The organism is Fundidesulfovibrio putealis DSM 16056 (assembly GCF_000429325.1).
Lineage (GTDB): Bacteria > Desulfobacterota > Desulfovibrionia > Desulfovibrionales > Desulfovibrionaceae > Fundidesulfovibrio > Fundidesulfovibrio putealis.
Map to the genome: position 1 here is coordinate 231,739 of NZ_AUBQ01000006.1, position 13,851 is coordinate 245,589.

The following is a 13,851-nucleotide window of genomic DNA, read 5'->3' on the forward strand; positions in this document are numbered from 1 at the left end:
TTTCCAAAGGGCGGAGCCCTTTGGCCGCCGGAGGCCTTCTTCCGTCAGAGTCCTTCGAGAATTTTACTGATGAGCGCAGAGAGTCCGCGTAGGCGCTCCCGGCAAGTGAACTGAAGACGCCTCGCAACGATCTGTTCTTATTGCGAATTATCAGACGCCGTCTCCCCAGTCGCGGGGAGGCGGCGAACCTGTTTGAACTCGCGCCGGGAAAATCATGGAATCCACGGAAAAAGCCCTGGTGCTAAAAGTTGGACGCTTCCGCGAAGTGGACGCCTGGGTGCGCCTGTTTTCGCCGCGCAAGGGCATCTTCACGGCCTTCGCTTTTGGAGGCTCGGTCAGCCGTCGCCGCTTCCTGGGCTGCCTGGACCCTTTCAACGTGGTCAACTTCAAGGTGAAGCACGAAGCCGCCAAGGGCTACACCTACCTGCTGGAGGGCTCGCTCATGGCCGCGCATCCGCGCCTCCGCCAGGATGTTGAGCGCCTGGGCATGGCCGTCAACTGCATCAAGTTTCTTGAGGCAGCGCACCTGGGAGCAACGGGCAGCGAACACGCTTTCGACCTGCTGATGGAGACCCTGGACGCGCTGGAGCAGGCCGAACAGCCCTCGCGCCTCCTGCCGCTGTTTTTCCGCGCCCGCATGGCCTTCGACCAGGGGTTCAAGCCTGAACTCTCGCACTGCGCCCGCTGCGGCGCGGACGTGGCCCTGCAGGGCGGAGCCCAGCTTTTCGTGGAGCAGGGCAAATTGCACTGCGGCGACTGCCGCCAGTGGGGCCATGGGGCCAGCGTGCGGCTTTCGTCGCCCTCACTTGATGTTTTGCAGGCTGTTTGCGAGCTTTCGCCGCTTCAGTGGGCCGGGCTTGCCGTGTCCAACCAGGCGCGCATGGAGTGCGGGCGCGCGCTTGACCTTTTCGTGGAATATCACCTGGGCTTGACCTGGGACCACGGCTCGTTTAGGCGCATCTGACGCCTTTTAAAGTCCAGAGGAGTCCGCATGCACTTTCAAGATGTCATCCTCACCCTGCAGAGCTATTGGGCCAGGCAAGGGTGCCTGATCGTTCAGCCTTACGATCTGGAGGTCGGCGCGGGGACGTTCAACCCCAGCACCTTTTTCCGGGTCATCGGCCCGGAACCCTGGAGCGTGGCTTATGTTGAGCCTTCCCGCCGCCCCACCGACGGACGTTACGGCGAGAACCCCAACCGTCTCCAGCACTACTATCAGTTCCAGGTTATCCTGAAGCCTTCGCCCGACAACGTGCAGTCGCTCTATCTGGAGAGCCTGCGCGCCCTTGGCGTGCCGCCTGAAGCCCATGACATCCGCTTTGTGGAGGACGACTGGGAGTCGCCCACGCTCGGCGCGTCGGGCCTTGGCTGGGAAGTGTGGCTGAACGGCATGGAAGTCACGCAGTTCACCTACTTCCAGCAGATCGGCGGCATCGAGCTTTCGCCGGTGGCGGTGGAGATCACCTACGGCCTGGAGCGCATCTCCATGTACCTTCAGGAGAAGGAGTCCGTGTACGATCTCTCCTGGAACGAGAACGTCACTTATGGCCAGGTGCATCACCAGGGCGAAGTGGAGCACTCCAAGTACAACTTCGAGCTGTCCGACCCGGACATGCTGCTCTCCTTCTTCAACGCCTGCGAAGCCGAGTGCAAGCGCCTGTGCGAGGCCGGTCTCCCCTGGCCCGCCTACGACTACTGCCTGCGCTGCTCGCACACCTTCAACATGCTCCAGGCCAGAGGGGCCATCTCCATCACGGAGCGCACCGGCTACATTGCCCGCGTGCGCGCCCTGGCCCAGGCCCTGGCCCGGCTGTACGCCGCCCAGCGCCGCGACATGGAATACCCCCTCCTCAAAAGCTAAAGGATCATACCCATGCCAGCCTTTCTCTTGGAAATCGGATTCGAGGAGATGCCCTCGCGCTTTCTGGCCTCCCTCACCGAGGAGCTTCGCCAGGGGCTTGCCGGGCTTCTGGAGCAGAACAAGCTCTCCTGCACGGGCGTCTCCACATGGTCCACGCCGCGCCGCCTGACCGCCCTGGTGGAAGGGCTCGACGCCCAGCAGCGCCGCGAGGAGGAGACCGTCACCGGTCCTCCGGTCCGTGCCGCCTATGACGCCTCCGGCAACCCCACCGCCGCCGCGCTTGGTTTCGCCAAGGGCCAGAGCGCGCAGATGTCTGACGTATTCACCGTGGACACCCCCAAGGGCCAGTACCTGGCCCTGCGCAAGACAACCGGCGGCGTGAAGGCCGAAGATATCCTGCCCGGCGTGTGCCTGTCGGTGTTCAAGGCGCTCAACTTTCCCAAGAAGATGCACTGGGGGAGCCTCGACTACACCTTCGGACGTCCCATCCGCTGGATCGTGGCCCTGCTGGACGACCAGGTGATCCCCTTTGAGGTGGCCACCGTGCCCTCTGGCCGCTCCACCTACGGGCATCGGGTCATGGGCGCCGGCCCCTGGGAACTGGCCGCAGTGGCCGACTATTTCCCCACGCTGGAGGACAAGGGCAAGGTGATGCTGGACCCGGCCAAGCGCCGCGCCGCCATCGTGGCCCAGTGCCAGGAGGCAGCCGCCTCCGCCGGGGGCAGGCCCATCATCGGCGAGCGTTTGCTGGAGGAAGTCTGCGGTCTGGTGGAATATCCCCTGGTGATCCTGGGCAACTTCGACAAGCGCTATCTGGAGCTGCCCCGGCAGGTTCTGCTGACCAGCATGGAGAGCCACCAGAAGAGCTTCGGCGTGGAAGACGCCCAGGGACGCCTGCTGCCGCACTTTTTGACCACGGCGGGGCTCAAGCCCACCGAGGTGGCCCTGGTTCGCAAGGGCTGGGAGCGCGTGCTGAAGGCCCGGCTGGAGGACGCCCGCTTCTTCTGGGAGACCGACCTCGCATCAAGCTTCGACACGTGGCTCAAGAAGCTGGACACCGTCACCTTCCTGGCTCCCCTGGGTTCCATGGGGGCCAAGACCCGGCGCATCGAGGCCCTGTGCTGCAAGATGGCCGAGCAGGCCAAGTCCGAGATCATGCTGGACCTGTGCCAGGCCGGGCGGCTTTCCAAGGCTGATCTGGTCTCCGAGATGGTGGGCGAGTTCGCGGACCTCCAGGGCATCATGGGCGGCGTGTACGCCCGCAAGAAGGGCGAGAGCGAGCAGGTGGCCCAGGCCATCGCCGAGCAGTACCTGCCCCTTGGCCCGGACAGCCCCGTGGCCCCGAGCCTGGGCGGCGCGCTCCTGGCCATCGCCGACAAGATGGACACCCTGGCCGGATGCTTCGGCCTGGACATGATCCCCACCGGCGCGGCCGACCCCTACGCGCTGCGCCGCCAGGCCTTGGGCATCTGCCGCACGCTCGTCGAGCACGGCCTGCGCCTGAACCTGGAGGACCTCATCGCCCTGGCCTTCACCGGGTACGAGGGCGTGACCTGGAAGCTGGACCCCGCCGAGGCGCGCGCCAGACTGCTGGAGTTCTTCGGTTCGCGCCTCAAGGCGCTGTATCAGGGCAAGGGCGTGCGTCCGCAGGTTGTGGACGCGGCCATCGGTGCCGGGTTCTCCGACGTGTGGGCTTTCGACGCCCGTGTGGCGGCCCTGACCAGCTTCAGCGAGGGGGCCGGGTTCGATCAGGCCGTGCTGGCCTTCAAGCGTGCGGCCAACATCATACGCAAGCAGGCCGCCGCCATGGAGCTTACAGGAGACATTGCGCGGGAGAAGCTGGTGGAGCCTGCCGAGCTGGCCCTGGCCGACGCCCTGGCCGCCAACGCCGCCCGCTTCGAGGAACTGTGGGCCGCCGATAATTTCGACGCCCTGTTTGGGCTCCTGGGCGAGCTGCGTCCCAGCGTGGACGCCTTCTTCGACAACGTCATGGTGATGTGCGACGATCCGGTGTTGAAACTGGGCAGACTCAATCTGCTGAAATCCCTGGTGGATCGTCTCGGCAGGCTGGCGGACTTCGCCGCGCTGCAAATTTAGACGAACCACTTGACAGACTAACCGTTCAGGACTATCAAGTCCGTCTTTGAACTTGCTTTGAGGAGGGAGATCCCTTGGCCAATCATAAGTCCGCGCTGAAAAGGCACCGTCAGAGTCTTGTTGCACGTGCACGCAACCGTTCCGCTAAAACCCAGGTGAAGAATGTCATCAAGGCAGTGCGCGCCGCCATTGACCTGAAGGACGCCGCCGCCGCCAAGGCCGCCCTGCAGGAGGCCACCGCCGTCCTGGACAGCGCCGCCTCCAAGAAGATCGTCCACTGGAAGACCGCTGCCCGCAAGGTCTCCCGCTTGAATCTGGCCGTCAACAAGATCGAAGCCTAGTCGGTCTTGAGCTAAAGCCTTGAAGCCCGCCGACCACTGGTCGTGCGGGCTTTTCGTATTTCCTGAACGTTTTCCGCGTTGTCCGTCGCCATGGGCGCGACCGCTTGCAGTTGACAAGACTGAAAGCATGCCTCATCGATAGGTAAGCGTCCCTATCTCTCATGCAAAGGCAGCCGCGAATGCTCTTCGACCCGTCTTCAATCTCGGTGACCGTACTGTCCGGCAACGTCCATCATGCTTCGCGGGACAAAGGCATCCTCACGCGGATGCAGTTTCAGGACGTCCGGGCGTATCCGTCCTTCGAGCAATCCAAGGACCATCTGCGGGACGGGACCGTCCAGATCGCGCTCATCGATTCCTCGCTGGTGGACATGGACGGCCTGGAGTGCCTGCGGGCCATCGCCAGGGACCGCGACCTGCCGGTGAAGGCCCTGGTCATGGTGACCAGCGAGTGTCAGCGCGAGTACGTGCTGAACGCGGTCACCTCCGGGTGCTCGGGCTACGTGATCAGGCCCTATTCGCTGGAGACGCTGGAGAAGCACATTCGCACCGCGTGGCAGTCGCTCAGCGTGGGCGAGATCGAGCAGGAGATGCTGGACACCGCCAAGGCCTCGCTGGTGCGCGGCGATTTCGACGCAGCCATCAGCGAGTTCGAGGAGGTCGTGTCCGAGGAGAACGAGGCCCTCAAGTATTTCAACATGGGCATGGAGTACCTGCGAGCCAAGAGCTTCGGCAAGGCCATCCTGTCCTTCAACAAGGCCGTGGCCCTGAACGAGCTCTACGCCGAAGCGCATCGCGGGCTGGCCTACGCACACAAGGGCAAGGGAGACGACGCGGCCTACCACGCGCACCTGACCCGCGCGGCGGACCTGTTCGCCATGCAGGACAAGCTCCAGGAGCTCAAGGAAGTGTTCGGGGAGATCCTCACCGACGACCCGGAAGCCATCAACCCCTACAACAACCTGGGCGTGAAGCTCAGGCGTTCCGGGGACTACCTGGGGGCGCTGCACGCCTACAATCAGGCCCTGCTGCTGACCCCTACCGACGAGAACCTGCACTACAACATCGCCAAGGCCCACATCTACGCCGGGGACAATCAGAAGGCCCTGGGGCATCTGCGTGAGGCAGTGGCCATCCGTGGAGACTTCCGTGAGGCCAGCGCGCTCATAAAGAAGCTCATGGGCGAAACCTCTGGCGATGCGGGCGCCGATGGCGCGAACGGACATCCGCCGGGCGGGCCGGCCCCTGAACCGGATGCCGGCAGCAGGCTTCTCATCGACTGATTCCCCCTGATCCGGCAGGGCTGAGCCAGCCAAGTGGGGAAATGGGGCCGGAATTTTCATCACGGTCCGCCTGCCTGGCGAAACATGTCGGCTGCATTTCGCAGCTCGACGCGCCGCCTGGCTGCACGGCGTCCGACACCCTGACCAGGCCGCATCCACGGGAAGTGCTGTACCCGGCTGCGGCAATCCAATGGACCACGCCCTCATCAAGCTCTACGGAATATTCTCCCTGGAGGTCGAAGTGACCCTGGGGAGCGGCATGACCCGTCGCAAGGCCCTGTCCAAGACCTACTGGTTCGCCAAGGAGGTGCCGGGCGGCAAGGTCGAACTTCGCAGCCTGGACGTGGATTTCAACCTCCAGGGGCAGTTGATCGAGGTGGAGCGGGGCGAGCTGCTCTCCGGCTACCTGCCCGAGCCGCAGGCCACCTACAAATACCTGAGCCGCCCGCTCATGGAGGGCGACAGCTACCGCGAAGGCGGTAATCATACCGGGGCGGTGCGCGAATACGAAAAGGTGCGGCGCATCGACGAGGCCAACATCCGCGCCAACTTCGGCCTGGGCATCTCGCTTCTGGCGTTTGGGCACACGGACAAGGCGCTCTACGTCTTCAAGAACATCCTGGAGATGGACGAAGCCTTCGCCGACGAACACAAGCACCTCTTCAACGAGTTGGGCATCAGCCTGCGCCGCCGTGGCCTCTTCGACCAGACCCTCCAGTATTACTTCAAGGCCCAGGAGATGACCTCCATGGACGAGAACCTCCAGTTCAACATCGCCCGCGCCTATTTCGAGAAGGGCGACCTGGAGAAGACCGTCTGGCACCTTCTGAAGGCCCTGGACATCAACAGCTACTTCGAGGAAGGGCTGTATTTCGCCAAATACGTGCTGGACAAGCGCCTCCTGCCCAAGGACGATACGCGCAGCGAACAACTGAGCCTTTCACTTCGCGCCGCAGGCATGCTCGACGTCTGATTCCCTGTCGCCTCCCTTGCTGTTGACCCCGTCTGCGCCGGAATGTATCAGCATCATGAAGAGTCACGACGAAGATTCGGCCCGCGCCGCGCAAATTGAACGTCCGAGACGACCCCGAATGTTTCCGGGAGTATGCGGGATGGAGACTTATGCCATCTGAAACCTCTTCGCCCACGGTGCTGGGCGTCTATTCCCTGCGGCAACTGGCTGAACTCGGGTCCGGCGTCACCATGGTGGAGCACAGGAACGTGACCTATTGGTACGTCCGGCAGATGAGCGAGAATCTGGTGGAGGTGCAGCCCCTGACCGTCGAGGGGTTGCCTTCGGGGATCATCAAGAAAGTCGGCATGAAGCAGTTCATCAAGGCGTACACGCCGGAGCCGCTCTATTACGACGAACACGCCGTCCCGGTGGTCAAGTCGCTTGCCGCGAAACTGCTGGAGTCCGGCGAGGACGCCTCTCTCAGCATGCTGGACCCGCATGAACTCGACGCGCTCAAGGCCTTGCTGTGCGAACCGCTTGTGCAGCCTGATTACTCGCATCCCGGATATGAGCAGGCCCATCAGGCCATGATGGAGAACATAACAGGCCTGCTCGAGGCTCTCACCTGCCGTGGCGTGGAGGCCAGGCGCGAGCATTGCGTCCGCTTCAATCTTTTCGGCGTGGCCCTGCGCAAGGACGGCCTTCTCGACGAGTCCATCGAATTCTTCAACAAGGCCCTGGCCATCGAGACGGGCGACGAAAACCTCTATTTCAACATGGCCAGGGTCCTCTACGACAAGGGCGATTTCCGCGAGTGCGGAGAGGCCCTGCAAAACGCCTTGCGCCTGAATCCGGAGTTCGGCGAGGCTGACCGCTTCGCGCGCTTCCTCTCCCGCAAGGGGGCAGGCTCGTCCTGAGGGTGTGGGACGGCCCGGCCGCTTCCCGCCATTCCCTTGCGGCCCTGTTCGTGGTAGGGATTGCCCACGGCTGCCCCAGGCATCGCCGCCAATTCACCCTGTTCGGCCAAGGCCCGCCATGACGTTTCGACACTCCCCGCTGCTTTCGCTTCTTGTGGCCGTGCTCGCCTGCCTGTTGTGGGTCCAGGCTGCCTGCGCCCAAGACAAGAAACGCGTGCTGGTGCTGCACTCCTACCACAAGGGGCTGGCCTGGACCGACGAGGAAGACGCGGGCGTGGCCTCGGTGCTGAGGGATCTGCCCCAGGTGGAGGTGTTCACCGAGTACATGGACACCAAGCGCGTGCCCTCGGCGGACGATGAACCCCGGCTGGTGGAATTTCTGGCCCGCAAGTATTCCCGCATTCCCATCGACGTGGTCATCGCCTCCGATGACGACGCCTTCCAGTTCATGCTGTCCCGGCGCGAGCGCCTGTTTCCCGCTGCGCCGGTGGTGTTTAGCGGCGTGAACTTCTTCGACGACGCCATGCTGTCGGGCAAGCGCGGCTTCTTCACCGGTGTTGTGGAAGCCTACGACGTTCGCAACACCCTGCGCACCGCCCTAGCCCTGCATCCTGGCGCGTACCGGATCGTGGTGATCAACGACCGCTCCAGCACCGGCCTCGCCAACCGCAAGATACTGGCCGAGGTGTTGCCGGAATTCGAGAAGAGAGTGTCCGTGGTGTCCCTGGACGACCTGGACATGGACGAACTGCTGGCCCGCGTGCGTTCGCTCGCTCCCGGCGACGTCGTGCTGCTCATGACCTTCAACAGGGACAAGTCAGGCCGCACTTTCGATTACAACGAGTCCCTGGCGCTCATCGCCGCGCAGTCCAAAGCGCCCATTTACGGCGTGTGGGACTTCTACCTGGGCAAGGGCATCGTGGGCGGACTGCTGGTCAGCGGGTTCGACCAGGGACGCGTGGCCGCCGAGATGGCCCTGCGCATCCTCAACGGGGAAAAGGCCGGGGACATCCCCGTGGTCAAGGAGAGCCCCAACCGCTACATGTTCGACCACACCCAGCTGCGCCGCTTCGGCGTCGCCGCCAGCCTGCTCCCGGAGGGCAGCCGCGTGGTGAACCGGCCCGCGTCCTTTTATGAAGAGCACCAGGGCAAGGTGCTGGCCGTCGTCGTAACGTTCATGGTGCTTCTGGGCATGGTGGCGGCCCTGTGGGTGAACATCCAGGGGCGCAAGAAGACCGAGGCCTTCCTGCGCGAATCCGAGGAAAAGTTCGAGCGCATCTTCCGCCACAGCCCGGACTGGATCGCCATCCTGCGCCTGAGCGACGGCGCGTACATGGACGTCAACGACGCCTTTGTGGAGATAACCGGCTTCACCCGCAAGGACGTGCTGGGCAAGACCTCCCTGGATATCGGCATCTACGCCAACCCCGGCGAACGCTACGAACTGGACGAGAAATTCCTGCGCCACGGGCGCACCCAGAACCAGGAGCTGCAGTACCGCCTGAAGTCCGGCGAGGTGATCACGGTCGAGCGCTCCGGCGAGATGGTGGAGATCGGCGGCGAGAAGTGCATCATCTCCATCGTGCGCGACGTCACCAGCAAGAAGCAGGCGGAACAGGCGCTTCTGGAGTCCGAGCGCCAGAAGAAGCTGCGCACCGAGGCCGAGATCAAGATGCTCCAGGCCCAGATCAATCCGCACTTCCTGTTCAACGCCATCACTTCCATCATGCACTACATCCGCACCGACCCGGAGACCGCCTCCGACCTCCTGGTGAAGCTTGGGGATTTCTTCCGAAAGAACATCAAGCCCGGCGGGTCCAGCGTGTCGCTCTCCAAGGAACTGGAACACTGCGAGGACTACCTCTCCATCGAGCGCGCCCGCTTCGAGGAGCGCCTGCGCGTCACCTATGACATCGACCCCGCCGCCCTGGAGTGCCCGGTGCCGCCGCTGATTCTCCAGCCCCTGGTGGAGAACGCCCTGCGCCATGGCATCATGCCCAAGGAGGAGGGGGGAGAGATCGTCATCGGGGCCTATGCCGAGAAGGGCGCTGTGCGCATAATGGTCAAGGACGACGGCGTGGGCATGGAACAGGCCGAGGCCGCCGCGCTGCTGGCGGACTCCCAGGGCGCGCCCGTGCCGCTGGGCACCGGCCTCGCGCTGAGAAACGTCAACGCGCGACTGGTGGCCATCCACGGCGTGCAGCACGGGCTGCGCATCCAGAGCGCCCCTGGCCAGGGCGTCACCATATCTTTCACCATTCCCAAGCCATGAGCCTGTGCGTTTTCATCATCGACGACGAGGGGCCGGTCCGGCGCGAACTCAAGCATCTGCTGGGGCGCATCGAGAACGTTGCCGTGGTCGGCGAAGCCACGAGCGCGGCCGCCGCCATGCCGGAGGTGCGGGCGCTCCTGCCGGACCTGGTGTTCCTGGACATCCAGATGCCTGGACTCTCCGGGCTGAAGCTGGCCTACCTTTTCGGGGACCTGCCCAGAAAACCCCTGCTGGTGTTCGTTACCGCCTACGAGGAGCACGCGGTCCAGGCCTTCGAGCTCGACGCCCTGGACTACATCCTCAAACCCTTCACGCTGGAGCGGCTGCGCAAGACCATCGACAAGGCCCGGCGCTATCTGCGCCTGGATGAGCCGGGCGCGGCTCCAGAACAGGCCCGCGAGTCCGGCGTGCCAGGGGCCGTTGCTCCGGGCTCGGAGGCGGCGCCGCAGGAGAAGCGCATCCCCCTGTTCGACGGCGAACGCATCGTACCCACGCACCCCAAGCACATCTTCTTCGTCACCAGCGAGGAGGGGCGCATCACCGTGCACGCGGTCCACGGTCGCTACACCGCCAGGGCCACCATCGCGGAGCTGGAAGCGCGCCTGACGCCGCACGGGTTTTTCCGCGCACACCGCAGCCACCTTGTGAACCTGAACCACGTGGCGGAGATACTTCCCTGGACCGGCGGCAGTTACAAGCTCATCATGAGCGACCGCGAGCGCTCCGAGATCGTGGTGAGCCGCTACAACGCCAAGGATCTCAAGGCGCACTTCGATTTGTAGCATCCCCTTGCTGAAGCACATGCGTGTTTTTCAGGGGGAGCAATAGCTTGATCCTTTGTCTGCACGATAAGCGTGCAGCGGCTTTGCAGATGCCACAGGAGTTGCGTTCGTGCCGGGTTGTCTCGAAAGAGACAGCTTTGTCCCGAAAAATCAGGGCTGACCCCAAACCCGTGGAGCCACACAAGATGTACTGCTTCCGGCGCTCTCTCCTGGCGCGAACGTCCCTTTTGCTCCTGGCCGTGTCTCTGCTTGCGTCCGATTTTTCGGCCTTGGCCTGCACCCTGTGGTCCCTCAGCGGGGAGCGTGTGCAGGGGGGCGGCACGCTCATAGCCAAGAACCGCGACTTTACCACAGACATGCCCAATCACTTCGAGGTGATAGCCCCGGAGAACGGCTACCGTGCGTTCGCCATGGTGGCCACCAGCGCCGAAGGCAAACGCAACATGGTGGGCGGGGTCAACGAACACGGCCTGGCCGTGGTGACCGCCACCGTGGGCACCATCCCCAAGCAGGAGCGCATAAGCAGGAGCAGGGCGGGGAAACTGCAAAACCCCACACGCGCCATCCTGACCCGGTTTCGGAGCCTGCGGGAGCTCCTGGACAACCCGGAGGCGCTGCGCATGTTGTACCCGGTCTTCGCCCTGGTGGCCGACTCCACCGGCGCGGTCATGATCGAGGCCTCGGGCGGGGACTACCGTATCCTCCCCGTCGCGTCGGGAGAGTCGGGCGTCCACACCAACCATCCCCTTTCGCGCGATTTCCCGGACATATGGGAGACCAAGGCCGCCACGGGCAGCATGGTTCGGCTGGACCGCATGCGCGGCCTTCTGGACCAGTCGCCCGGCAGGCTGGGGCTGGGGGCATTCACGGCGCTGTCCCTGGACCGCGACGGAGGGCCGGACCAGTCGGTTTTCCGCACGGGCTCCGCGCCCGGCAAGCCGCGTACTCTGGGCACGCTGGCGGCCTGGCTTCCCCCGGTGGGCGCGCCGGTGGTCTTCGCCCGCCTGACCAATGACGGCCAGGGAGTGGAAGAGAAGACCTTCACCCTCGATGCAACCTTCTGGCGCAAAGCCCCGGAACCGGGGCGCGTGCGGGTGCTGCTGCGCGACGGAACCACACCTGTCCGCCCTTGATGTGTATCCTTGGAAAATACATAGGAAAATCTTGCTTGAAATTAATTTATATTGATTTTGAAAATCATTGTCGATATCTCTGCTCCCCAGGACATGGGAGCAGGAAAAATGCTAGCGAGTTGTACTCTTTCAGACTGCCTCGGCACGTTCCGGTGCGGGCAGATGGCCGCCACGGTTCACCAACTGGCGGAAACCTTGGGCAGGGCAGTGGACGCCAAGGACAAGCGCCTCTTCGAGCATTCCACACTTACAGCGGAGTTGGCCACCGTGCTGGCCCTGGCGCACGGGCTGTCGCACAAACAGGCGGACGTGGTGCACATCGCCGGGCACCTGCACGATATCGGAAAAATCGGCATTCCGGACGAGGTGCTGCGCAAACCTGGCGCGCTCAATGCGCAGGAATGGGCGCTCATCCGCGAACATCCGCTCATCGGTGCGCAGATCCTGCGCCCTATCGAGCTGTTCGGGTCGAAAAACGGTGTGGCGGAGCTGGTGCAGACGCATCACGAGCGCTTCGACGGCAGCGGTTATCCGGGCGGCCTTTCGGGTCTGGAAATACCGCTTGGCGGGCGCATCCTGGCCATAGCCGACAGCATGGCCGCCATGCTGGAGAACCGGGTGTACCATCCGGCCATGACCCTGGATGAAGTGTTTGAAGAGGTCGAGCGCTGCTCCGGCAACCGGTACGATCCGCACCTTTGCCGCGACATTCTGCTGCACGCCAGGGAAATTTCGGAAGTGGTCGCGCCTCACGCCAAGCGATGGAGCAACGGCGAGGCGTGGAGTGTCGCCGGTTTGCTGACGGACTTGGGAGCGGCCTGACCGGCAGGACGCGTTCTGTGTGGTGTCCTCGCAGTTGATCCACGCCGAGGGCGTCCTGATCCTCTGCGGCGGGGAGCGTTCAGAGTGCGCCCTCAAGTGGGGGCATACGGGTATTGAGCCTAAGCCAAGAGAACCATGTGTTTTGTCCTTGAAAGACATGTTCCTGGTTTTCAGAGACGCGCACGAGTTCCCTGCTGCGGCTTGCGGCCAAGTGTGAACAAGGTCCTTCGCGAGGTGTCGTGATGGACCTTTTTGCATTTTTCGCAGGACAGAGTATACTGTCTTGAGGGACCATAAATTTGCGGCAATGAGACGGCTTTCTCAGGTAAAGCTCTCTTGCGAAGGAGCCGCATCCATCCGAGGCGATGCACATAAGGACTAGCCATGCTTGAAATCGATCGAATCCAGCAAAAGGCGATCCGGGTATCGTTCGGTCTCGGAATCCTCATTCTGTTCCTCAAGTTCGCCGCATACTTCATCACCAATTCTTCGGCCCTTCTATCCGATGCGCTCGAATCCATCATCAACGTGGTGGCCAGTGCTTTCGCCATGTGGAGCATCCATGTGGCGAAAACCCCGCCGGATGCGGACCATCCCTACGGTCACGGCAAGGTGGAGTATTTCTCGGCGTTGCTGGAGGGCGCGCTGATCATCATGGCGGCGGCAGGCATCGTCTACGCCGCGTTCCCGAAGATCATGAACCCGGATGTCTTGCAGAAGCTGGACTTCGGCCTCGCGGTGTCCGTGCTGGCGTCAGGGTTGAATTTCGCGCTGGGGATGTATCTCGTCCGCCAAGGCCGGAAGACGAACTCCATCACCCTGGTGGCTGACGGCAAGCATGTGCTGGCCGACGTCTACACCACGGGCGGCGTGCTGCTGGGACTTGTCGTGGTATGGATTTCCGACTGGTTCTGGATGGACGGGGCCATCGCCTGCGTGGTTGCCCTCAACATCGTGTGGACCGGCTACGGTTTGGTACGCCAGGCCGTGAAGGGCCTGATGAACGAGGCGGACAGCGCCCTGACCACGGAGATAACGCGCCTGCTCAATGAGAACAGGCGGCCTGAATGGATCTCGATACACAAGCTGCGCGCCTGGCAGGCCGGGCGCTTCGTGAACATCGATTTCCACCTGGTGTTGCCCAAGGATATCTCCTTCGAGCGGTCCCAGGCCATCGTCAACGATCTGGAGGAACTGTTCAGGAAGCACTTCGGCGGCGTCGCAGAGGTGCTGATAAAGACGGATATCTGCTTTGACGACCTGTGCGACGGCTGCGCCTTCGAAAAATGCCCTGAGCCCAACCACAACGGGAAAGCGGTCCCCTGGAGCGAAGACGCCCTGCGGGCGGACCTGCATCACAAACCGAGCGCGTGACTGAAAATTTCAAA

12 protein-coding genes are annotated in these 13,851 nt (G+C 63.3%); all 12 read left to right on the plus strand.

Annotation, left to right across the window (positions count from 1 at the left end; all coding sequences use genetic code 11):
* Nucleotides 1-214: 214 nt before the first annotated feature.
* Entirely contained in the window at nt 215-964 is a 750-nt protein-coding gene (gene recO / locus G453_RS0108415; protein ID WP_027190705.1) for a DNA repair protein RecO, read from the plus strand.
* A gap of 27 nt (nt 965-991) precedes the next feature.
* On the plus strand, nt 992-1,861 hold the full coding sequence (gene glyQ, locus G453_RS0108420; protein ID WP_027190706.1) for a glycine--tRNA ligase subunit alpha: 870 nt from the start codon (nt 992-994) through the stop codon (nt 1,859-1,861).
* Nucleotides 1,862-1,873: 12 nt separating this feature from the next.
* Nucleotides 1,874-3,958, plus strand: coding sequence for a glycine--tRNA ligase subunit beta (glyS, locus tag G453_RS0108425; protein WP_027190707.1), 2,085 nt, complete (start codon nt 1,874-1,876; stop codon nt 3,956-3,958).
* Nucleotides 3,959-4,032: 74 nt separating this feature from the next.
* Nucleotides 4,033-4,299, plus strand: a complete 267-nt coding sequence (gene rpsT, locus G453_RS0108430; RefSeq protein ID WP_027190708.1) for a 30S ribosomal protein S20 — start codon at nt 4,033-4,035, stop codon at nt 4,297-4,299.
* Nucleotides 4,300-4,478: 179 nt separating this feature from the next.
* A complete protein-coding gene (locus G453_RS23065; protein ID WP_084502184.1) occupies nt 4,479-5,582 on the plus strand; it encodes a tetratricopeptide repeat protein in 1,104 nt (367 codons plus the stop codon).
* Between the two features lie 190 nt (nt 5,583-5,772).
* Complete coding sequence (locus G453_RS23070) at nt 5,773-6,555, plus strand: tetratricopeptide repeat protein (RefSeq protein WP_051272036.1); 783 nt, start codon at nt 5,773-5,775, stop codon at nt 6,553-6,555.
* A 149-nt stretch (nt 6,556-6,704) separates the two neighbouring features.
* On the plus strand, nt 6,705-7,454 hold the full coding sequence (locus G453_RS0108445) for a tetratricopeptide repeat protein (RefSeq protein ID WP_027190709.1): 750 nt from the start codon (nt 6,705-6,707) through the stop codon (nt 7,452-7,454).
* Between the two features lie 118 nt (nt 7,455-7,572).
* Nucleotides 7,573-9,726, plus strand: coding sequence for an ABC transporter substrate binding protein (locus tag G453_RS28585; RefSeq protein WP_051272039.1), 2,154 nt, complete (start codon nt 7,573-7,575; stop codon nt 9,724-9,726).
* Nucleotides 9,723-10,508 (plus strand): LytR/AlgR family response regulator transcription factor, encoded by a 786-nt coding sequence (locus G453_RS0108460; protein ID WP_027190710.1) that lies wholly within the window; start codon nt 9,723-9,725, stop codon nt 10,506-10,508. Before G453_RS28585 ends, G453_RS0108460 begins: the two co-directional genes overlap by 4 nt.
* A gap of 185 nt (nt 10,509-10,693) precedes the next feature.
* On the plus strand, nt 10,694-11,641 hold the full coding sequence (locus tag G453_RS0108465) for a carcinine hydrolase/isopenicillin-N N-acyltransferase family protein (protein ID WP_043645038.1): 948 nt from the start codon (nt 10,694-10,696) through the stop codon (nt 11,639-11,641).
* A gap of 162 nt (nt 11,642-11,803) precedes the next feature.
* A complete protein-coding gene (locus G453_RS23080) occupies nt 11,804-12,463 on the plus strand; it encodes an HD-GYP domain-containing protein (RefSeq protein ID WP_051272041.1) in 660 nt (219 codons plus the stop codon).
* Between the two features lie 384 nt (nt 12,464-12,847).
* Complete coding sequence (locus G453_RS23085) at nt 12,848-13,837, plus strand: cation diffusion facilitator family transporter (RefSeq protein WP_084502187.1); 990 nt, start codon at nt 12,848-12,850, stop codon at nt 13,835-13,837.
* Nucleotides 13,838-13,851 lie beyond the last annotated feature (14 nt).

Excerpts from the sequence above, each read along its gene's own strand:
- recO (WP_027190705.1), top strand. The coding sequence starts at position 215 with ATGGAATCCACGGAAAAAGCCCTGGTGCTAAAAGTTGGACGCTTCCGC.
- glyQ (WP_027190706.1), top strand. The coding sequence starts at position 992 with ATGCACTTTCAAGATGTCATCCTCACCCTGCAGAGCTATTGGGCCAGG.
- glyS (WP_027190707.1), top strand. The coding sequence starts at position 1,874 with ATGCCAGCCTTTCTCTTGGAAATCGGATTCGAGGAGATGCCCTCGCGC.
- G453_RS23065 (WP_084502184.1), top strand. The coding sequence starts at position 4,479 with ATGCTCTTCGACCCGTCTTCAATCTCGGTGACCGTACTGTCCGGCAAC.
- G453_RS23070 (WP_051272036.1), top strand. The coding sequence starts at position 5,773 with ATGGACCACGCCCTCATCAAGCTCTACGGAATATTCTCCCTGGAGGTC.
- G453_RS0108445 (WP_027190709.1), top strand. The coding sequence starts at position 6,705 with ATGCCATCTGAAACCTCTTCGCCCACGGTGCTGGGCGTCTATTCCCTG.
- G453_RS28585 (WP_051272039.1), top strand. The coding sequence starts at position 7,573 with ATGACGTTTCGACACTCCCCGCTGCTTTCGCTTCTTGTGGCCGTGCTC.
- G453_RS0108460 (WP_027190710.1), top strand. The coding sequence starts at position 9,723 with ATGAGCCTGTGCGTTTTCATCATCGACGACGAGGGGCCGGTCCGGCGC.
- G453_RS0108465 (WP_043645038.1), top strand. The coding sequence starts at position 10,694 with ATGTACTGCTTCCGGCGCTCTCTCCTGGCGCGAACGTCCCTTTTGCTC.
- G453_RS23080 (WP_051272041.1), top strand. The coding sequence starts at position 11,804 with ATGGCCGCCACGGTTCACCAACTGGCGGAAACCTTGGGCAGGGCAGTG.
- G453_RS23085 (WP_084502187.1), top strand. The coding sequence starts at position 12,848 with ATGCTTGAAATCGATCGAATCCAGCAAAAGGCGATCCGGGTATCGTTC.